Origin of the sequence: Kitasatospora gansuensis (assembly GCF_014203705.1) — a bacterium.
Taxonomy (GTDB): domain Bacteria; phylum Actinomycetota; class Actinomycetes; order Streptomycetales; family Streptomycetaceae; genus Kitasatospora; species Kitasatospora gansuensis.
This window is the reverse complement of record NZ_JACHJR010000001.1, coordinates 3,543,607-3,561,233: the sequence shown is the minus strand read 5'-3', so window position 1 is coordinate 3,561,233 and position 17,627 is coordinate 3,543,607. Positions and strand designations below refer to the sequence as shown.

Here is a 17,627-nt window from a genome sequence, read left to right as displayed (position 1 = left end):
GGGAACTGCGACGCCGACCCTTGCAAGGTGATCCGTGCGTAGGTGGTCAGGCACTTTCGCATGTGACCCCGGCGCCAGACCTCCTCGCAGTTCCCCGAGCCCCTGGGTCTCACGTGGCTGAGCCAGATTGGAAAGTACAGATGGTCCTGACCGCCGCCCCCGCGAAGAGCGGTTCGCCGATCGTGGAGCCGGGCCCGCTGCCGGCGCTGCTCACCGGGGTGCTGTGCGCCCTGCTTGCGGTGGCCACCCTGGGCGGCCGGTACGGCCTGACGGCCGGGCTGATGGTGGCTCAGGGGCTGACCGCGGTGGGGTGGTTCAGGCTGCACGGGATGTGGCCCGCCCGGCAGGGGATCGCGGGGGTGGCGGTGGCGGGCTTCGCCGCCGACGTCGCGGTGCCGGCGGGCGGGACGGCCGGGCTCGCGGCGGCGTTGGGGGTCGGGCTGGTGGCGGTGCTGGTGTGGCAGACGTTCAGGCCGGCTGATCCGGCCGAGCGGTTCTACACGCTGACGGTGCTCGGTTCGGGCGTACTGCTGACCGGGCTGCTGGCGTCGGTGCTGCTCGCGGGGCACGTCCCGGCCGCGCTGCTGGCGGTGGCGGTCACCACGCTGGTGGCTGCGGCCCCGGTGCAGGGGGCGCTCGCGCCGGTCGCCGCGCTGCTGTTGGGTGCGGCCGCCGGGGTGATCGCGGGCGCTCCGCCGGTGGTGGCGGGGCTGGCGGCGGTCGGTGCGCTGGTCGGCCGACGGGTGGCCTCGTACGACTTCCCGTCCCGGTTCGTGCACTTCACGGCGGGTGTGGCGCTGCCGCTCGCGGTGGCCGCTCCGCTGGCCTGGATCGGGTCGTGGCTGCTCGGCTGACGTCCGCTCTGCGAGACGCACTGTCCAGCAATGCCCTCCCGGGGCCCGTCCGCCCGGATGCCGGATCGGCGCGGACCCGGTGCCACCACGGCGGGAAACCCCCAAATCTCAGTATGTGATGCGAATCGTCTCAGTATTCGACACGCTGATGACAGCGACCCGTCCGAGTCCCTAGCATCGTCGGCATGAAGCGACAGGCGGACCTCACGAAGCGGCGGGCGGTAGACCTGTGCCGCGTGGCCGCCTGCCTGTGTCGAATGCGCTGAACGGGCGGTTCTGACCGGTACGTCCGGCCCTGCCCACTCCCTGCCGATGGCTCTGACCAGGCAGCTTTATGCCTTGGACCGCCTCGGCGCCCCTGACTCCAGCTCGATCCTGGCCACCCCTGTGCTGTCTCGGTATTCGGACAGAATTCCGGGACGGCCGGTGCCGGGCACCTCGTACCCCCTTCCGCAGTACCGCCCCCGGATGGAGACACCACCATGAGCCGCAGTGACGTCCTGGTCGACGCCGACTGGGTCCAGGAGAACCTGGACAACCCGAAGGTCGTCGTCGTCGAGGTTGACGAGGACACCGCCGCGTACGAGCTGAACCACATCCGCAACGCCGTTCGGATCGACTGGAAGCAGGACCTCCAGGACCCGGTCCGCCGTGACTTCGTCGACCAGGCCGGCTTCGAGGCGCTGCTCTCGAAGAAGGGCATCGGCAACGACGACATCGTGGTGCTCTACGGCGGCAACAACAACTGGTTCGCCTCGTACGCCTACTGGTACTTCAAGCTCTACGGCCACGGTGACGTCCGCCTGCTCGACGGTGGCCGCAAGAAGTGGGAGCTGGACGCCCGCGAGCTGGTCGCCGAGGTGCCCGAGCGCGCCGCGACCGAGTACAAGGCGCAGGAGCAGGACAAGTCGATCCGCGCCTTCCGTGACGACGTGGTGAACGCGATCGGCACCCTCAACCTGGTCGACGTCCGGTCGCCCGACGAGTTCGCCGGCCGCCTGCTCGCCCCGGCCCACCTCCCGCAGGAGCAGTCGCAGCGTCCGGGCCACGTCCCGTCCGCCCGCAACATCCCGTGGGCGAAGAACGCCAACGACGACGGCACCTTCAAGTCGGACGAGGCGCTCAAGGAGCTCTACTCCGCCGAGGGCGTCGACCTGGCGAAGGACACCATCGCGTACTGCCGGATCGGCGAGCGCTCCGCGCTCACCTGGTTCGTGCTGCACGAGCTGCTCGGCCAGGAGAACGTCAAGAACTACGACGGTTCCTGGACCGAGTACGGCAGCCTGGTCGGCGTGCCGATCGCGCTCGGCGACAACTGAGCCTCGAACCGTAGGAAGAGGGAAGACATCATGTGCGGTGCGAAGGCCGGTGGCCCCGATCTGGCAGGAGTTGACGTGGCCAAGGAGACGATCATCCAGGGTTCGGTGACCCGCGACGGCGAGCCCGTCAACGGTTACGTCCGACTGCTGGACGAGGGCGGCGAGTTCACGGCCGAGGTGCCCACCTCGGCGACCGGGCAGTTCCGCTTCTTTGCCCGTCCGGGCAAGTGGACGCTGCGCGCGCTGGTCCCGGGCGCGACCGTGGACCGGGTCGTGGTCGCCTCCCAGGGCGCCCAGACCGAGGTCGCGATCGCGGTCTGACGACCCGACAGCTGCTTTTGACGTACGACCGAGGGCCCTCTGCCGCGCAGGGGGCCCTCGGTCGTACCGTGGAAGGGTGCAGCAGCGGCGGAGGCACCTCTACTACTTCGTCATGATGGGCGTCTGCCTGACGATGTTCGTCCTGGCCTGGGGAGTGGTGCGGTTCTTCTCGGTGGGCGCCGCGATCGGGATGTGCGTGGTCGCCATGGTGATCCCGCCGGTCGCCGCGATCTTCGCCAACAAGCGCGACCCCGAGGATGACTGGTGGGAGGACCCGCGCTGGGAGGACCCGGAGTGGGACGAGCCGGGGCACGACCGGGACCGCCCGGATCAGTAGACGAGCGCCTGCACGTCCTCGGCCATGATCTCCTGGACGAAGAGCTGGGCCCCGGCGATCCTGGCGCCCTCGATCAGGTCCTTCTCCTCGATGCCCCGGCGCACCGCGCACTGGGTGCAGACGGTGACCTGCCCGGCCGCCAGCACCGCCTCCAGCAGGTCCGGCAGCGGCGCGGCGTGCGGCAGCTCGAACTCGGCGGCGCGCCCGGGCAGCGCGAACCAGGTCGACTCGCCGGTCAGCCAGAGCGAGACCTCGACCCCGCTGGCGACCGCGACGGCGGCCACCGTGAAGGCCTGCGAGCAGCGCTCCGGCGCGTCGGCTCCGGCGGTGACCTTGATGACCAGCTTCTTCGGCATAGTGACACCCTATAGAGGACGTGGTGGGGCTCACCGAGACCGGCGCATACCGGGCCGATAGACTCAGCCAGTCCTGCTCTGTACCGCAACGCCGCAATGGGAGCGCCCCGTGTCCGGTCTGGAAATCGTCTTCACTGGTCTGCTCGTCCTGGTGGCCGTGCTGGTCACCTGGTTCGCCATCTTCGCCGTCATGAAGCTCTACCAGGGTCAGCGCTGACCCCGACTGCCGTACGGTTGACGCAGTCCCCCACCGACGACAGCGACCAGGAACATGATCGAGATCCCTTCTGACCTCCACAAGGACGTCGTCCCGCTGGCCTTCCTCCTCGGCACCTGGGAGGGCGCGGGCGTCTACGACTTCCCGGGCACCGAGAAGTGCAACTTCGGCCAGGAGATCGTGTTCCGGCACGACAGCCGCCCGTTCCTGGAGTTCCGCTCCCGCACCTGGGTGCTGGACAACGAGGGTGAGAAGGTCCGCCCGCTGGAGACCGAGCACTCGTTCTGGCGGATCACCAGCAACCAGCACGGCACCAGCGGCGAGCGCGAGATCGAGGTCTCCTCGGTCCGCGACGACGGCACCGTGGAGATCTGGTACGGCAAGCTGCACGACGGCAAGCCGCAGATCGACCTGGCCACCGACGCGGTCGCCCGGATCGAGGGCGCGGCCCCGTACAGCGGTGGCAAGCGGCTGTACGGCATGGTCGCCGAGGAGCTGCTCTGGGTCGGCGAGAAGTCCGCCCCCGAGGTGCCGCTGCGGCCGTACATGTCGGCGCAGCTCAAGAAGGTGCTGAACCCGGCGAGGCTGATCCAGGACATCGCGGACCTGCCGGACGACGGCATCGCCTTCTTCCGCTGAGCCAGTGGTGCAACGTAGGGGCCGGCCCGCGGGTCGGTCCCTACACTTGTCGCACGACCTAGAGCAGGGCAGGCGCACCGTGGCTGACACCGAGACCCCCTCCGACTGGAAGGCCGACCTGCGCGAGCGCGGGTACCGGCTCACCCCGCAGCGCCAGCTGGTGCTGGAGGCCGTGGACGCGCTGGACCACGCCACCCCGGACGAGCTGCTGCACGAGGTCAGGAAGACCGCCAGCGGGGTGAACATCTCCACCGTGTACCGGACCCTGGAGCTGCTGGAGGAGCTCGGGCTGGTCTCGCACGCGCACCTGGGCCACGGCGCCCCGACCTACCACCTGGCCGGGCGGCACACCCATCTGCACCTGGTCTGCCGGGACTGCGAGAGCGTCACCGAGACCGACACCGCGATCGCCGCGCCGCTGATCGACAGCCTGCGCGCGGAGCACGGCTTCGACACCGACCTCAAGCACTTCGCCATCTTCGGCCGCTGCGCCGACTGCACCGCGAAGCTCGCGGGGGAGCAGTCGTAAGCTTGCGGTCATGAAGAGTCCGTTGCTTGCCCTGCCCGGTGCCGTCCCCGCCGAAGGAGCCGACGAAGGGGTGGCCGCGCACTACGGCGGTCTCTTCCCCGAGCAGCGCGAACTGGCCGCCGGGCGCGGCTTCGTGGACCTCTCGCACCGGGGTGTGCTGACCGTCACCGGCGCTGACCGGCTGTCCTGGCTGCACCTGCTGCTCACCCAGCACGTCAGCGCGCTGCCGCCGCAGCAGGCCACCGACGCGCTGGTGCTCTCCCCGAACGGGCACGTCGAGCACGCGCTCTACCTGGTGGACGACGGCGAGACCACCTGGGCGCACGTCGAGCCGGGTACCCAGGCGGCGCTGATCGCGTACCTGGAGAGCATGAAGTTCTTCTACCGGGTGGAGGTCGCCGACGCGACCGCCGACTACGCCGTGGTGTACCTGCCGGCCGGTTCCGAGGTCTCCGCCGAGGGCGCCGCCGCGGTCCGTGAACTCCCGTACGGGCGGGACCTGTTCGTGCCGCGCGCGGAGCTGGCCGGGCTGACCGCGGGCTACGGCCCGGCGGCCGGGATGTGGGCGTACGAGGCGCTGCGGATCGAGGGGCACCGGCCCCGGCTGGGCTTCGAGACCGACCACCGGACCATCCCGCACGAGGTGGACTGGCTGTCCACCGCCGTGCACCTGCAGAAGGGCTGCTACCGGGGCCAGGAGACGGTGGCCCGGGTGCACAACCTGGGGAAGCCGCCGCGCCGGCTGGTGCTGCTCAACCTGGACGGCATGGAGGAGAAGCTCCCGGCGCACGGCGCCGAGGTGCTCCGGCCGGGCCAGGACCGCCCGGTGGGCTTCGTGACCTCCTCGGCCCGGCACCACGAGCTGGGACCGATCGCGCTGGCCCTGGTGAAGCGGAACACGCCGGTGGACGAGGTGCTGCTGGCCGACGGCGTGCCGGGCAGCCAGGACGTCATCGTCCCCGCCTGACCTAGAGCTCCAGCAGGACGGTGAACGGGCCGTCGTTGACCAGCGACACCTTCATGTCGGCGCCGAACCGGCCGGTCTCCACCTTGGCGCCGAGCGCCCGGAGTTCGGCCACCACGGCGTCCACCAGCGGCTCGGCCAGCGGGCCGGGGGCGGCGGCGTTCCAGGTGGGGCGGCGGCCCTTGCGGGCGTCGCCGTAGAGCGTGAACTGACTGATCACCAGCAGCGGGGCGTTCAGGTCCGAGCAGGACAGCTCGCCGCTTCGATCGTCGGGGGTGCCGCCGTCGAAGAGCCGTACCGACCAGAGCTTGCGGGCGAGTTGGGCCGCCTTCTCCGGGGTGTCCTCGTGGGTCACCCCGACCAGTACGCAGAGCCCGGGGCCCTCGATCGCGCCGACCGTCTCGCCGTCCACCGTCACGGCCGCCTCGGCGACCCGCTGTACCACTGCTCGCATGGGCCTCATTGTGCCGGAGCGGTACGGCCGTTCCGCAGGCGCGTGGCAGGGGCGCGCGCGCCGGGGGCGCGTTCTGCGCGCCGTCGGACGGGTGGTGCGGCCTGCGGATTGTTCCGGTCGTATCAGCCACCCCCCTTCGCCAGGGGGCCGTTCGGGTGCACGGGCGGTGCACCGGCCGGTCCCGGATGGCACGCTGTGGGCGACGCGTGGACGAGCAGCCACGTGGGGGTTCGGAGTTCCGGGGTCGCTCGCACGGGTGGAGTCGCTGCCCTTCGGGAACCCCCGGCGCCGGGCGGGCGTGCACCAGACAGGGGCGCCCGGCGGCGGAGAGTCAGTGGGGGATTCAGTGACCGGTACAGCGGCAGGTGGTTGGTTGATGGACGCGAGCAGCACGGCCCACGAGCGGGAGTACGGCCTCACCGGCCTCGGGCTGGAGCAGCTCCGGCTGCTCCGCCGGGACGCACAGGACCAGGAGGCCGACCTCTCGTACCTGCGCCGGCTGCTGCACGGGCGGCTGGACATCCTGCGGGCCGAGCTGGCCCGCCGGCGGTCCACCGGGTCCGCCGAGCCCGGGGCCGACGGGCTGTCGGACGCCCTGCTCGACCAGCTCCCGGCGATCCTGGCGGACACCCCGTCACCGGTCCGCCGCCCGGCCCGCCACCTGCGGCTCGGCCCGCCGCGCGGGGAGCGCTACCAGCGGGAGGCGGACGCCCTGATGGGCGACGTCCAACTGGCCGATCTGGAGGCCCACCAGACCGTCGAACTGGTGGCCGCCGTCGAGCGCCTGACGGTGCACGAGCGGGAGGTCTCCGGGCGGCGGCAGGCGCTCCAGCGGCGGGCGGACGACTGCAGCGCGGAGATCACCCGCCGCTACCGCGAGGGCGAGGCCAGGGTGGACGACCTGCTCGCCGGCGGGTGAGCGTGCGGGAGCCGCCCGGCTGGGGCACGGTGGACCGGGGACGCATCGATGGGAGCAGAGCCATGAGCGAACACGTGTACCGGGTCACCGAGATCGTCGGTTCCTCGACCGAGGGGGTGGACGCGGCGATCCGGAACGGGGTCGGCCGGGCCTCGCGGACGCTGCGCAATCTCGACTGGTTCGAGGTGACGCAGATCAGGGGGCACATCGCGGACGGCGGGGTCGCGCACTTCCAGGTGGGGCTGAAGGTCGGCTTCCGGCTGGACGACGAGGACTGAGCAGGACCCCGGCACGGGCACTCAGCGGGCGGGCAGGACCAGCGGAGTGCCCGTGCCGGGGTGCGGGAAGACCTCGACCGGGTGCCCGTAGACCTCGGTCAGCAGCGGGGCGTTCAGCACCTCGGCGACCGGCCCGTCCGCCACCGCGCGGCCGGCCGCGAGCAGCACCACGCGGTCGGCGTACGCGGCGGCCAGCGACAGGTCGTGCAGCACCACCACGACGGCGTCGCCCGCCCCGGCGCGGTCCCTGGCCACCCGCAGCACGAGCTCCTGGTGGCGCAGGTCGAGGGCGGCGGTGGGCTCGTCGAGCAGCAGCAGGGCGGCCCGCTGGGCGAGTACCCGGGCCAGTGCGATCCTGGCCCGCTCGCCGCCGGAGAGCGCGGTGAACGGGCGGTCCACGAAGGCGGCGGACTCGGTGGCGGCCAGTGCGGCGGCCACCGCCGCGTCGTCCTCGGCCTCGGCCGCCGTCCCGGCCCAGGGCGCGCGGCCCATCCGGACCACCTCTCCGGCGGGGAACGGGAAGGAGAGCGCGGCGGCCTGCGGCAGCAGGGACCGGTGCAGGGCGAGTTCGGCCGGGCGGTAGCCGGTCAGCGGTCGGCCGTTCAGGGTGACCGTGCCGGCGGTCGGCGGGACGTCCCCGGCGAGTACGGAGAGCAGGGTGGACTTGCCGGCCCCGTTCGGCCCGAGCAGCGCGAGCACCTCCCCGGCCCGGACCACCAGGTCGACGCCGCCCAGCAGTTCGCGTCCGCCGACGGTCAGCCGGAGGCCGGTGGCGGTCAGCAGTTCGGCGCCCGGGAGCGGACGCTCGGGCACCTGGCGGCGTCGCTTCACGCCCAACCCCCTTGCTTGGTACGGGTCCGGCGGAGCAGCCAGAAGAAGAACGGGCTGCCGATCAGGGCGGTCAGCACCCCGAGCGGCAGTTCGGCGGGCTGGGCCAGGGTGCGGGCGGCCAGGTCGCCGAGCACCAGCACCAGCGCGCCGGCCAGCGCGCTGCCGGGCAGCAGGAAGCGGTGGCCCGGCCCCGCCAGCATCCGCAGCAGGTGCGGGACGACCAGGCCGACGAAGCCGATGATGCCGCTGACCGAGACGGCGGCGGCGGTCAGCAGGGCGACCACGGTGATCAGCACCAGCCGCATCCGCTCGACGTCCACGCCGAGGTGCCTGGCCGGGCGTTCGCCGAGCGCCAGCAGGTCCAACTTCCGGGCGTGGAACGGCGCGACGGCCAGACCGAGCAGCGCGAACGGCAGGATCGCGAGCACCTTGCCCCAGGTCGCCTGGGCGAGCGAGCCGAGCTGCCAGAAGGTCACCTGGCTGATCGCGGCGCTGTCGGCGGTGAACAGGAAGAGGCCGATCAGCGCGCCGCAGAAGGCGTTCACCGCGACGCCGGTGAGCACCAGGGTGACCACCTCGGTCCGGCCGCCGGAGCGGGACATCGCGTACACCGCGAAGACCGTCAACAGGCCGGTGCCGAAAGCGAAGACGGTGACCGTCCAGCTGCCCAGGGCGTCCAGGCCGAGCACGATGCAGGCGACCGCGCCGACCGCGCCGCCGGAGGACACCCCGATCACGCCGGGCTCGGCCAGCGGATTGCCGAAGACGCCCTGCATCAGGGCTCCGGCGCAGCCGAGCGAGCCGCCGACCAGCAGGGCCAGCACCACCCGGGGGAAGCGGACGTTCCAGAGCACCGACTCGGGGACCCGGTCGAGCGGGTGGCCGCCGAGCCCGAGCCGGTGGGTGACCGAGGCGAGCAGGTCGCCGAGCGGGATGCGGTACGCGCCGACCCCGGCCGCCAGCAGGGCGGCGACCAGCAGGGCGAGTGCGAGACCGGCGGTGAGCAGGGTGGTGCGGGCGAGGCGGCGGCGGGTCAACGGGAGGGCGGTGGCGGTCACTTGGCGGCCCCGTAGAGCTGCTCGGAGATCGACCTGAGCACCTCGGGGGTGCGCGGGCCGTAGCTGAGCAGGACGCCGTCCGGCACCGAGACCACCCGGCGGTCGAGGCCGGCCGGGGTCTGCGCGACGCCGGGGAGCTTGAGCAGCCCGTCGATGCCGCCGACCGACTCCAGGCCCTTGCTCATCACCAGCAGAGCGTCGGGGGCGGCCTTGACCAGGGCCTCGCTGGTGAGCGGGGTGAAGTCGCCGGTCAGGCCGGAGGCGGTGCCCGCGTCCACGCCGCCGACCGCGTCGATCAGCGAGCCCGCGCCGGAGTCGGCGCCGCCGAGCAGGAAGACCGAGGCACTGCCGCGCAGGTAGAGGAAGGCGACCTTGGGCCTGCCGCCGGTGGGCCGGGCGGCGGCCTGCACCTCCCTGGTGCGGGCGGCGGTCCGTTCGGTCAACTGCCGTCCGGCGTCCGGGACTCCGAGGGCGGCGGCCACCTTGGCGATCCGGCTGTCGAGGTCGGTGAGCCGCTTGGCGTCGTCCAGCACGACCAGCGGCACGCCGGCGGCGCGGATCTGCGCGATCGCCTCGGCCGGGCCGGTGGAGCGGTCGGCCAGGACCACGGTCGGGTGCAGCGAGAGCACGCCCTCGGCGGAGACGTCGTGCGCCTGGGTGATCACGGGCAGCGCGGCGGCCTGTTCGAAGGTGGTGGAGACGTCCCGGGCCACCACCCGGTCGCCGAGGCCGAGGCTGAACACCAGCTCGGCCAGGCTGCCGCTGAGCGGGATGATCCGGTCGGCGCCGGCCACCGTGACCTGGCGGCCGTCGGCCGAGCTGACGGTGGCGGGCAGTACGGGAGCGGTGGCAGCCAGCGGCTCGACCCGGTCGGGTGCGGCCGGGGCCTTCGCCGCCCCGGTGCCGGCCCCGGTGCCGGCCGCGTTGCCGCCGCAGGCGGCGACGGTGGCCAGCAGCAGGGCGAGGCCCAGCGCACGGGCGCGGTTTCGGATGGTCCCCGTCAACTGCTGCTCCTTGGCTGGGCGCTGGCACGTCCGGATCGTGAAGCGGGTGTGGATCCGGGGTGACTCTTGACGCATATATTAGGTTAGCCTTACCTGAGTAACGCAAGGGGGGTTCCTTTTGGGCCTGCCCCGCCCCACGCTGCCGAGGAGCGCTTCGCCATGCCCGTTTCGCGACGTCTGCGCCGCCTCGCCGCCACCTTGGTCGCGGCGATCGCGGCACTGCTGCTGGTCGCGCTGCCGAGCGTCCCGGCGCTGGCGGCACCTGGCACGGTCTCCGGCGGACGGCTCGACTGGGGGCTGAAGCAGTCCTTCCTGACGTACGTCACCGGCCCGATCGCCAAAGGCAGTTGGGGTCTGACCGGCGGAGCCGCCACGGTCGGCGGCAACACCTTCCGGTTCCACTCCGCGACCGGGACGTACGACCCGGAGAGCGGTGCGCTGACGGCCGCCTTCTCCGGCGGAGTGACCTTCAAGGGGCATGAGGCCAACGGAAGTTACGGCCTGGACCTGAAGCTCAGCCGGTTCACCCTGAAGGCCGGTGGCAGCGGCGCGGGGCTGTACGCCGACGTCAGCAGCAAGGCCAAGGACACCGGGGTGGTGACCAACGCCACCCAGGCCAAGCTGGTCGACCTCGGCCTGGACGGGCTCGACCTGCGCGGCCGGTCCGGGACGCTGACGCTCTCCAACGTGCCCACGGTGATGACCAGTTCGGGTGCGGTGGCGTTCGGCAACTTCTACCCCGCCGGCACCGCGCTCGACCCGCTGACCGTCTCGGTGGACCTCAAGGCTGCTGCCGCTCCCACCACGGCCGCCCCGCCCGCCACCGCGCCGACCACGACGCCCCCTCCGGTCGCCGCCGACACCCCGTCAGCTCCGCCCGCCGTGAGCCGGACCGAGTTCGCCAAGGGCGCGCTCGACTGGGGTGTCCGCCGGACCTTCCGGGACTACGTCACCGGCACCATCGCCAGGGGCGACTGGCAGCTCGCCGACGGCGCCGCCGACGGTGGAGCGTTCTTCCGCTGGACCCCTGCCAAGGGCAGCTACGACCCGGCCACCGGAGCACTGACCGCTGCCTTCACCGGCGCCGTCCGGTTCCGCGGCCTGCAGACCGGCGACGCGTACGGGCTCGACCTCAGCCTGACCAACCCTGCGGTGCAGGTGGCCGGAGGCAAGGGCACGCTGCTGGCTGACGTCACCGGGAAGACCACCGGCGGTGCCGCTCAGCAGATCCAGGCCGTCCCGCTCGGCAGCTTCGACGCGGCCGCGCTCAAGCCCGAGGGCGGGCTGCTCAAGGCCACCGAACTGCCGCTGCTGCTCACCGAGGACGGCGCCAGGGCCTTCGGCGGCCTCTACCCGGCGGGCACCGCGATGGACCCGCTGAGTTTCGCCGTCGCGCTCGACCCGGCCGCGGCCCTCCCCCCGCTGCCGGACCTCGGCAGCACCCGGACCGCCACCCCCGCCGCCCCGGTGGCCCCCGCACCGGTCGCGGCGGTCGGCGGCCGGGGCTCCTCGCCCTGGCCGTGGATCGCCGTCGGCGGCGGGGTGCTGGCAGCCGGTACGGCCGTCGCCGTTACCCGGCTGGTCCGGCGCCGCCGGATCGTCTGAACTCTCTCCCCCGCCGCCGTCCCTGAAGGAGTACCAGCACCATGCCCGTCACCACCAAGAGCGCCCGCCGCAACCGCACCCCCCTGCCGGCCCTGGCCGCCGTCGCGGTCGGGCTCGGCCTGACCGCCGTCGGGATGCCCGGAGTGGCTTTCGGCGCCGGGCCCGCCACGGTGGTCTACGACCAGGGCTCGCTGGACTGGGGCGTCAAGGAGTCCTTCCGCAAGTACCTGGAGGGCCCCGCTTCCCAGGGCGGGAAGATCGAGCTGACCGGCGGCACCACCCGCAACGCCGACGGCAGCTTCCACCTGGCCGGCACCGGCGCGTACGACGGCACGGCCCACACGATCAGCGGCGCCTTCACCGGCGGACTGCACTTCACCGGCCACCAGGGCCAGTTGGACATCGCGCTGACCGACTTCAAGCTGACCACCTCCGGCAGCACCGGCACCATCACGGTGGACGCGGTCACCGCCGAGACCACCGAGGACCCGGCCACCAAGGCGAAGAGCACCAAGCTGGTCGAGCGCGCGGACGTCCCGCTGGTGACCTTTGCGGTCGGCCGCGACACCACCACCGGGGTGGCCACGCCGACCGTGCTGACCGAGGACGGCGCCAAGGCATTCGGCGGCTTCTACCAGGCCGGTGCGGCGATGGACCCGGTCAAGCTGGTGCTCACCAAGTCGACGCCGACCGCGTCGGCGTCTGCGTCCGCGTCGGCGTCGGCGTCGGCCAGCGCTTCCGCTTCAGCCTCGGCTTCTGCATCTGCACCTGCGTCGGCCAGTGCCTCGGCCTCTGCGTCGCCTTCGCCGTCGGCCACCCCCTCCACCCCGGCGCCCACCGAACTGCCCATCCTGGACGGTGCGTTGAACTGGGGCGTGAAGGAGTCTTTCCGCAAGTACCTGGCCTCCCCGGCGGCGGCCGGCAAGGTGGAGTTCGGCGGCGGCGCGGCCGACTACCGGTTCGGTGGCGGCAGCGGTGCGTACAACCTGAAGACCCACGCCGTCACGGCCGGGTTCGACGGTTCGGTGCGCTTCCTGGCGCACCCGAAGGGCGGTGGCTACGAGCTCGACCTGACCTTCGCCGAGCTGGGCGTCCAGGTCGAGCGGGCCGGGGCGTTCCTCACCGCCGACGTGACGTCCAAGGCGCTGGACGGCAAGGTCAGCGAGCTGAAGGGCGCGAAGATCGCCTCGCTCGACGTCTCGAAGGCGAGCTTCGCCCCGGTCAACGGCGTGGTGACGCTCGATCGGCTCCCGGCCACCCTGACCGAGCAGGGGGCCACCGCCTTCGGCGGCTTCTACCAGGCGGGTGCCGTGCTGGACCCGGTCACCGCCACGCTGGCCTTCGAGAAGGGCGCCACGCTGCCCACCGCCGCGCCGACCACCGGCTCCCCGGCTGCGACCACCCCGGCGCTCGGCGGCAGTACCGGCACCACCGGCGGCGCAGTGCTGACCAGCGGCGGATCCTCGGTCACCGCAGGCGAGTTGGCCTCCACCGGGATGGACACCCCGGTCGTCCCGCTGCTGGCCACCGCCGCCGGTCTGCTGCTGCTCGGCGGCGGCACCACGGTGCTGCTGCGCCGCCGCACGGTCAAGTAGGCGGACCACGCCGTTGCCCCCTGGTGGAGTTGGCCAACTCCACCAGGGGGCAACGGCGTTGCTGTGCTCAGGCGCTGAGCGGGTACCGCAGGTCCAGGTCGGCGAAGATCGCGCCGTTCAGGGTGAACGCCCGCTTGGTCTCCTCGGTCACCCGGCGGCGTTCCACCTCGTCCAGCGCCTCGCCGGCCGTGTCCAGCTTGGCCCGGTAGTCGCGCTTGAAGGAGGCAGGGTTCTCGACCCGCTCGAAGACGTAGAAGTACACCCCGGCACCCTTCTTCTCGAAGCCCCAGGTCTTCTCGGCTATGCCCCGGATGATCTGACCGCCCGACAGGTCGCCCAGGTAGCGGGTGTAGTGGTGGGCCAGGTACCCGGCCGGCCAGGTGTCGATCAGCTGCTCCAGCCGGGCCACGTACGCGGCGGTGGCGGGCGAGGCGGTCAGCCCGTCCTGCCAGTCGGCGCCGCGCAGGTGCAGCAGGTCGGCCTCCAGTGCGGCGGTGCGGAACAGCGCCGGGTCGATGAAGGGACCGATGACCGGGTGCTCGGCGAGCTCGGCGGCCCGCCCCTCCAAGGCCCGGTAGACGAACCAGAGTTGGCCCGAGAGCTCCGCGTAGGCCTCCACGCCCAGCCGCCCGTTCAGCAGGTGCCCCATGAACGAGGAGGATTCGGCGGCCTCGTGCTCGGCGGCGCTGGCGGTGCGCAGCACGGTGGAGAACGGGGTGGGCTCAGGGCTGGTCATGCGGACCTCCGATGGGGGCGGGCTCTGGCCCCGATTCTTATGGTTAGCCTTACCTAAGTCAATGTCATGCCGACATGGTGTCGGTAAACCTGTCGACACCATTCTCCCCAAACCAGGGTCAAGTCGCGCTAAGCGGACAGAAAACGGCCGGGGCGAGCATCTCTGCTCGCCCCGGCCGGGGTGGCCCGCAGGGCCGTTGGCGGTGCCGGGCTCAGTGGCCGGCGTCCGCGAGGCGCTTGATCGAGGCCGTGATCTCGGCCTCGGCCTCGGCGCGGCCGACCCAGTCGGCGCCCTCGACGGACTTGCCGGGCTCCAGGTCCTTGTAGACCTCGAAGAAGTGCTGGATCTCCAGGCGGTCGAACTCCGACACGTGCTGGATGTCCTGCAGGTGCTCCCAGCGCGGGTCCGTCGCCGGGACGCAGAGCAGCTTGTCGTCGCCGCCGGCCTCGTCCGTCATCTTGAACATACCGATGGCGCGGCACTTGATCAGGCAGCCGGGGAAGGTCGGCTCCTCCAGGATGACCAGCGCGTCCAGCGGGTCGCCGTCGTCCGCGAGGGTGCCCTCGACGTAGCCGTAGTCGGCCGGGTAGCGGGTCGAGGTGAAGAGCATCCGGTCCAGACGGAGGCGACCGGTCTCATGGTCGACCTCGTACTTGTTCCGCGAGCCCTTCGGAATCTCGATCAGGACGTCGAACTCCAACGGTTCCTCCAAGGTAGGGACTGACAGAATCCAAGTGTCTCCTACGGGAGGGTGTGCTCAGGAAAGGGGCCGGTCGGTGCAGCGAGGTGCAGGGGTGGGGCGTGGCCGCAGAGTGGCGGTCGCCGGGGTGCTCGGGGTGGCACTGACGGCGGCCGTGCTGAGCCCGGCGTGGGCCGAGCCCAGCCCGGGCAAGAGCGGCAGCGGTACGCCGCAGCCGCCAACCGCCGCCGGACGCAAGGCGGTTGCCACCGGCGGGGCCGTGCTCGCGGCCAGTACGACCGGGGCGGAGGGGATGCCGACCGGCGCCGGACTCCAGCGTGACCTGGCCGCCGTGCTCCAGGACAAGGCGCTCGGCACCCTGAGCTTCGCCGTCACCGACGGTGCCACCGGGCAGCTGCTGTACGGCGCGGGCGAGAACAACCCGGCCACCCCGGCCTCCACCACCAAGCTGCTCACCGCGCTGGCCGCGCTCGAACTGATCCCCGGCGACTCCCGGCTGACCACCAAGGTGGTCAAGGGCGCCGCACCGGACGAGATCGTCCTGGTCGGCGGCGGCGACCCGACCCTCTCCACCCTCCCGGCCGACCAGGTCAAGGTCGGCGGCCTGCCGGTGGACGCCGAGACCGCCCCCGCCACCGTGGCCGACCTGGCCAAGCGCACCGCGGCCGCCCTCAAGTCCGCCGGGGTGGCCTCGGTCAAGCTCGGCTACGACACCGCGATGTACACCGGCCCGCTCAACCACCCGCAGCACGACGCGATGAACATCGCCACCGTCACCCCGCTGATGGTCAACGAGGGCCGGATCGACCCGAAGTCCACCGACGAGGGCCCGGCCCGGGTCTTCGACCCGGCCGGCCAGGCCGCCGAAGCCTTCGCCGCGGCGCTCGGCGCCGAGGGCGTGGCCGTCCAGGGCAAGCCCAAGGCCGGTACGGCCGCCGCGGGGGCCCAGCAGCTGGCCGCCGTCGAGTCGCCCACCGTCGCCCGCCTGATCGAACGTCTGCTCACCACCTCGGACAACACCCTCAGCGAGGCGATGGCCCGTCAGGTCGCGATCGCCGCCCAGCAGCCGGTGAGCTTCGACGGCGCCTCCGCCGCCACCCGGCAGACCCTGGAGAAGCTCGGCGTACCGATGGCGGGCGTGGTCCTGCACGACGGCAGCGGCCTGCACACCGGCAACCAGATCTCGCCGCTGGTGCTCTCCAAGGTGCTCGCGCTCGCCGCCTCGCCCGAACACCCCCGGCTGCGGCCGGTGCTCACCGGCCTGCCGATCGCCGGGTTCACCGGGACGCTGCTCGGCCGGTTCGGCGCCGCGACCCGGGCGCAGAACGGGATCGGCATCGTCCGCGCCAAGACCGGCACACTGGCCGGCAGCGGCATCTACACCCTGGCCGGCACCGTGCTCGACGCCGAGGGGCGGGCGCTCGCCTTCGCCCTGATGATCCGCACCACCGCAGCTCCGGACGCGGCCCGGGCGGCCGTCGACCGGGTCGTGGGGCAACTCGCCAACTGCGGGTGCCACTAGGCAGGCGCTCCAGGACTACGGTCAGGGGCTCGGGGAACGGCGACGCCGACCTCGTGCAAGGTGATCCGTGCGTAGCTGGTCAGGCACGTTCGCAGTGACCCCGGCGCCAGACCTCCTCGCAGTTCCCCGAGCCCCTGACCGTAGATGCCTGAGCCCGTGCCTGAGCGCCCCGCGGTCCCGTACGGTGAAGGCATGACGAGCGCGAGCGGCGGGGCTGGGATGGTCGACTGGGATCTCGCGGTCGCGACGGCGACCCGGCTGGCCCGGTCGGGGCCTGAGGTGAGCCGGGGTGAGGCGCGGGCGGTGGTCTCGGAGTTGCGGCGGCACGCGCTGGAGGCGGAGGAGCACGTCCGGGCCTTCACCCGGATGGGATCGAGCAGTCTGCTGACGCTGGACGCCACCCCGGTGCTGGTGGTGGACCGTCCGGGCTGGATCAGGGCGAACGTGGCGGGCTTCCGGACCATCGTCCGGCCGCTGGTGGAGAAGCTGCAGTCGCGCCGCTCGGACTCGCCCGGTGCGGCCGCGCTGGGTGCGCTCGGCGAGAAGGCCACCGGGGTCGAGGTGGGTGCGGTGCTGGCGTTCCTGTCGGGGAAGGTGCTCGGTCAGTACGAGACCTTCGCCCCGGCCGAGTTCCCCGGTGCGCTGCCGGCGGCGCCGGACACTCCGGCGGGCATCCTGGACACGCCGCGGCGGGCGCTCCCGCCGCTGACCCCGGGGCGCCTGCTGCTGGTGGCGCCGAACATCGTCCAGGTCGAGCGCGAGCTCGACGTGCACCCGCACGACTTCCGGCTCTGGGTCTGTCTGCACGAGGAGACCCACCGGACCCAGTTCACCGCGGTGCCGTGGCTGCGCGACCACATCCAGTCCGAGGTGCAGTCCTTCCTGGCGCAGACCGACATCGATCCGGCGGCGATGCTGGACCGGGCCAGGGACCTGCTGGCCGGGCGGGGTGAGGAGCGCCGGGGCACCCTGCTGGAGGCGGTCCAGTCCCCGCAGCAGCGGGAGACGCTGAACCGGCTGACCGCGGTGATGTCCCTGCTGGAGGGGCATGCCGACGTGGTGATGGACGGGGTCGGGCCTGCCGTGGTGCCGAGCGTGGCGGAGATCCGGGAGAAGTTCCAGCGGCGCCGGGCCGGCGGTGCGGGCCGGCTGGACCTGGTGATCCGGCGGCTGCTCGGGATGGACGCCAAGCTGCGCCAGTACCAGGACGGCGCGGTCTTCGTCCGGGGCGTGGTGGACCGGGTCGGGATGGACGGCTTCAACCGGGTCTGGACCTCGCCGAACACGCTGCCCACCCGCGAGGAGATCCACAACCCGGGCGCCTGGGTGGCCCGGGTGGCGCCCTGAGCGACCCACTCGTCCGCACGTTCGCGCCGGTTGACCCGTTGG

Annotated in this window: 21 protein-coding genes; 14 read left to right on the top strand and 7 right to left on the bottom strand. The window is 72.5% G+C overall.

Going from position 1 to position 17,627, the window contains the following annotated elements:
• The first annotated feature begins 140 nt into the window (after nucleotides 1–140).
• From F4556_RS15545 to F4556_RS15530, 5 genes are all read left to right on the top strand, one after another.
• Nucleotides 141–854 (top strand): hypothetical protein, encoded by a 714-nt coding sequence (locus F4556_RS15545; RefSeq protein WP_184915758.1) that lies wholly within the window; start codon nucleotides 141–143, stop codon nucleotides 852–854.
• A 185-nt stretch (nucleotides 855–1,039) separates the two neighbouring features.
• Nucleotides 1,040–1,120: an Ms5788A family Cys-rich leader peptide gene (locus tag F4556_RS39730; RefSeq protein ID WP_369405619.1), complete on the top strand. Its 81-nt coding sequence runs from the start codon at nucleotides 1,040–1,042 to the stop codon at nucleotides 1,118–1,120.
• Between the two features lie 216 nt (nucleotides 1,121–1,336).
• Nucleotides 1,337–2,173 carry a sulfurtransferase gene (locus F4556_RS15540; RefSeq protein ID WP_184915755.1) on the top strand — a complete coding sequence of 279 codons (837 nt, stop codon included), beginning with the start codon at nucleotides 1,337–1,339 and terminating at the stop codon, nucleotides 2,171–2,173.
• A gap of 30 nt (nucleotides 2,174–2,203) precedes the next feature.
• Nucleotides 2,204–2,494: a DUF1416 domain-containing protein gene (locus tag F4556_RS15535; protein WP_057227860.1), complete on the top strand. Its 291-nt coding sequence runs from the start codon at nucleotides 2,204–2,206 to the stop codon at nucleotides 2,492–2,494.
• A 76-nt stretch (nucleotides 2,495–2,570) separates the two neighbouring features.
• Nucleotides 2,571–2,831: a DUF3099 domain-containing protein gene (locus F4556_RS15530; RefSeq protein WP_184915752.1), complete on the top strand. Its 261-nt coding sequence runs from the start codon at nucleotides 2,571–2,573 to the stop codon at nucleotides 2,829–2,831.
• Here the strand turns inward: F4556_RS15530 and F4556_RS15525 are convergent.
• Nucleotides 2,825–3,187: a DsrE family protein gene (locus F4556_RS15525; RefSeq protein ID WP_184915749.1), complete on the bottom strand. Its 363-nt coding sequence runs from the start codon at nucleotides 3,185–3,187 to the stop codon at nucleotides 2,825–2,827. The genes F4556_RS15530 and F4556_RS15525 overlap by 7 nt on opposite strands.
• A gap of 271 nt (nucleotides 3,188–3,458) precedes the next feature.
• On the opposite strand from F4556_RS15525, the gene F4556_RS15520 reads away from it, so the two are divergent.
• The 3 genes from F4556_RS15520 to ygfZ all read left to right on the top strand — a co-directional run bounded on the left by F4556_RS15520 (nucleotide 3,459) and on the right by ygfZ (nucleotide 5,539).
• Nucleotides 3,459–4,043 (top strand): heme-binding beta-barrel domain-containing protein, encoded by a 585-nt coding sequence (locus F4556_RS15520; RefSeq protein WP_184915748.1) that lies wholly within the window; start codon nucleotides 3,459–3,461, stop codon nucleotides 4,041–4,043.
• A 79-nt stretch (nucleotides 4,044–4,122) separates the two neighbouring features.
• Nucleotides 4,123–4,572 (top strand): Fur family transcriptional regulator, encoded by a 450-nt coding sequence (locus F4556_RS15515; RefSeq protein WP_184915744.1) that lies wholly within the window; start codon nucleotides 4,123–4,125, stop codon nucleotides 4,570–4,572.
• Between the two features lie 10 nt (nucleotides 4,573–4,582).
• Complete coding sequence (ygfZ, locus tag F4556_RS15510) at nucleotides 4,583–5,539, top strand: CAF17-like 4Fe-4S cluster assembly/insertion protein YgfZ (RefSeq protein ID WP_184915741.1); 957 nt, start codon at nucleotides 4,583–4,585, stop codon at nucleotides 5,537–5,539.
• Between the two features lies 1 nt (nucleotide 5,540).
• Here the strand turns inward: ygfZ and dtd are convergent, their stop codons facing one another.
• Complete coding sequence (gene dtd / locus F4556_RS15505; protein ID WP_184915738.1) at nucleotides 5,541–5,990, bottom strand: D-aminoacyl-tRNA deacylase; 450 nt, start codon at nucleotides 5,988–5,990, stop codon at nucleotides 5,541–5,543.
• A gap of 376 nt (nucleotides 5,991–6,366) precedes the next feature.
• Here dtd and F4556_RS15500 point away from each other — a divergent pair, with 376 nt between their 5' ends.
• Nucleotides 6,367–6,909 (top strand): RsiG family protein, encoded by a 543-nt coding sequence (locus tag F4556_RS15500; protein ID WP_184915735.1) that lies wholly within the window; start codon nucleotides 6,367–6,369, stop codon nucleotides 6,907–6,909.
• A 62-nt stretch (nucleotides 6,910–6,971) separates the two neighbouring features.
• Nucleotides 6,972–7,187, top strand: coding sequence for a dodecin (locus tag F4556_RS15495; RefSeq protein ID WP_184915732.1), 216 nt, complete (start codon nucleotides 6,972–6,974; stop codon nucleotides 7,185–7,187).
• 21 nt (nucleotides 7,188–7,208) lie between these two features.
• Here F4556_RS15495 and F4556_RS15490 read toward each other — a convergent pair whose 3' ends face one another.
• Genes F4556_RS15490 through F4556_RS15480 form a run of 3 tightly spaced genes read right to left on the bottom strand, consistent with a single transcriptional unit; the run spans nucleotide 7,209 to nucleotide 10,080 of the window.
• Complete coding sequence (locus tag F4556_RS15490; protein ID WP_184915729.1) at nucleotides 7,209–8,024, bottom strand: heme ABC transporter ATP-binding protein; 816 nt, start codon at nucleotides 8,022–8,024, stop codon at nucleotides 7,209–7,211.
• Nucleotides 8,015–9,076 (bottom strand): FecCD family ABC transporter permease, encoded by a 1,062-nt coding sequence (locus tag F4556_RS15485; RefSeq protein WP_184915726.1) that lies wholly within the window; start codon nucleotides 9,074–9,076, stop codon nucleotides 8,015–8,017. Before F4556_RS15485 ends, F4556_RS15490 begins: the two co-directional genes overlap by 10 nt.
• The gene (locus tag F4556_RS15480) at nucleotides 9,073–10,080 is read right to left on the bottom strand and encodes a heme/hemin ABC transporter substrate-binding protein (RefSeq protein ID WP_246511026.1); all 1,008 of its coding nucleotides are present in this window, start codon (nucleotides 10,078–10,080) and stop codon (nucleotides 9,073–9,075) included. Before F4556_RS15480 ends, F4556_RS15485 begins: the two co-directional genes overlap by 4 nt.
• A 159-nt stretch (nucleotides 10,081–10,239) precedes the next feature.
• Here F4556_RS15480 and F4556_RS15475 point away from each other — a divergent pair, with 159 nt between their 5' ends.
• Together F4556_RS15475 and F4556_RS15470 are read left to right on the top strand one after the other, a co-directional pair.
• The gene (locus F4556_RS15475; RefSeq protein ID WP_184915719.1) at nucleotides 10,240–11,685 is read left to right on the top strand and encodes an HtaA domain-containing protein; all 1,446 of its coding nucleotides are present in this window, start codon (nucleotides 10,240–10,242) and stop codon (nucleotides 11,683–11,685) included.
• A 41-nt stretch (nucleotides 11,686–11,726) separates the two neighbouring features.
• Nucleotides 11,727–13,280 carry an HtaA domain-containing protein gene (locus F4556_RS15470; protein WP_184915717.1) on the top strand — a complete coding sequence of 518 codons (1,554 nt, stop codon included), beginning with the start codon at nucleotides 11,727–11,729 and terminating at the stop codon, nucleotides 13,278–13,280.
• Between the two features lie 67 nt (nucleotides 13,281–13,347).
• On the opposite strand, the gene F4556_RS15465 is transcribed toward F4556_RS15470, so the two are convergent.
• Both F4556_RS15465 and F4556_RS15460 read right to left on the bottom strand, forming a co-directional pair.
• Nucleotides 13,348–14,016, bottom strand: a complete 669-nt coding sequence (locus tag F4556_RS15465; protein ID WP_184915714.1) for a biliverdin-producing heme oxygenase — start codon at nucleotides 14,014–14,016, stop codon at nucleotides 13,348–13,350.
• A 211-nt stretch (nucleotides 14,017–14,227) separates the two neighbouring features.
• Nucleotides 14,228–14,716, bottom strand: coding sequence for an inorganic diphosphatase (locus F4556_RS15460; protein WP_184915710.1), 489 nt, complete (start codon nucleotides 14,714–14,716; stop codon nucleotides 14,228–14,230).
• A gap of 94 nt (nucleotides 14,717–14,810) precedes the next feature.
• Here F4556_RS15460 and dacB point away from each other — a divergent pair, with 94 nt between their 5' ends.
• Together dacB and F4556_RS15450 are read left to right on the top strand one after the other, a co-directional pair.
• Complete coding sequence (gene dacB / locus F4556_RS15455; RefSeq protein WP_184915707.1) at nucleotides 14,811–16,238, top strand: D-alanyl-D-alanine carboxypeptidase/D-alanyl-D-alanine endopeptidase; 1,428 nt, start codon at nucleotides 14,811–14,813, stop codon at nucleotides 16,236–16,238.
• Between the two features lie 192 nt (nucleotides 16,239–16,430).
• Nucleotides 16,431–17,585, top strand: a complete 1,155-nt coding sequence (locus F4556_RS15450; protein WP_246511025.1) for an Rv3626c family coenzyme F420 biosynthesis-associated protein — start codon at nucleotides 16,431–16,433, stop codon at nucleotides 17,583–17,585.
• The last annotated feature ends 42 nt before the right edge of the window (nucleotides 17,586–17,627 follow it).

What these genes read in the sequence shown, in the direction of transcription:
- F4556_RS15545 (WP_184915758.1), top strand. Translation starts at nt 141, where the DNA reads ATGGTCCTGACCGCCGCCCCCGCGAAGAGCGGTTCGCCGATCGTGGAG.
- F4556_RS39730 (WP_369405619.1), top strand. Translation starts at nt 1,040, where the DNA reads ATGAAGCGACAGGCGGACCTCACGAAGCGGCGGGCGGTAGACCTGTGC.
- F4556_RS15540 (WP_184915755.1), top strand. Translation starts at nt 1,337, where the DNA reads ATGAGCCGCAGTGACGTCCTGGTCGACGCCGACTGGGTCCAGGAGAAC.
- F4556_RS15535 (WP_057227860.1), top strand. Translation starts at nt 2,204, where the DNA reads ATGTGCGGTGCGAAGGCCGGTGGCCCCGATCTGGCAGGAGTTGACGTG.
- F4556_RS15525 (WP_184915749.1), bottom strand. Translation starts at nt 3,187, where the DNA reads ATGCCGAAGAAGCTGGTCATCAAGGTCACCGCCGGAGCCGACGCGCCG.
- F4556_RS15520 (WP_184915748.1), top strand. Translation starts at nt 3,459, where the DNA reads ATGATCGAGATCCCTTCTGACCTCCACAAGGACGTCGTCCCGCTGGCC.
- ygfZ (WP_184915741.1), top strand. Translation starts at nt 4,583, where the DNA reads ATGAAGAGTCCGTTGCTTGCCCTGCCCGGTGCCGTCCCCGCCGAAGGA.
- dtd (WP_184915738.1), bottom strand. Translation starts at nt 5,990, where the DNA reads ATGCGAGCAGTGGTACAGCGGGTCGCCGAGGCGGCCGTGACGGTGGAC.
- F4556_RS15500 (WP_184915735.1), top strand. Translation starts at nt 6,367, where the DNA reads ATGGACGCGAGCAGCACGGCCCACGAGCGGGAGTACGGCCTCACCGGC.
- F4556_RS15495 (WP_184915732.1), top strand. Translation starts at nt 6,972, where the DNA reads ATGAGCGAACACGTGTACCGGGTCACCGAGATCGTCGGTTCCTCGACC.
- F4556_RS15475 (WP_184915719.1), top strand. Translation starts at nt 10,240, where the DNA reads ATGCCCGTTTCGCGACGTCTGCGCCGCCTCGCCGCCACCTTGGTCGCG.
- F4556_RS15470 (WP_184915717.1), top strand. Translation starts at nt 11,727, where the DNA reads ATGCCCGTCACCACCAAGAGCGCCCGCCGCAACCGCACCCCCCTGCCG.
- F4556_RS15465 (WP_184915714.1), bottom strand. Translation starts at nt 14,016, where the DNA reads ATGACCAGCCCTGAGCCCACCCCGTTCTCCACCGTGCTGCGCACCGCC.
- F4556_RS15450 (WP_246511025.1), top strand. Translation starts at nt 16,431, where the DNA reads ATGACGAGCGCGAGCGGCGGGGCTGGGATGGTCGACTGGGATCTCGCG.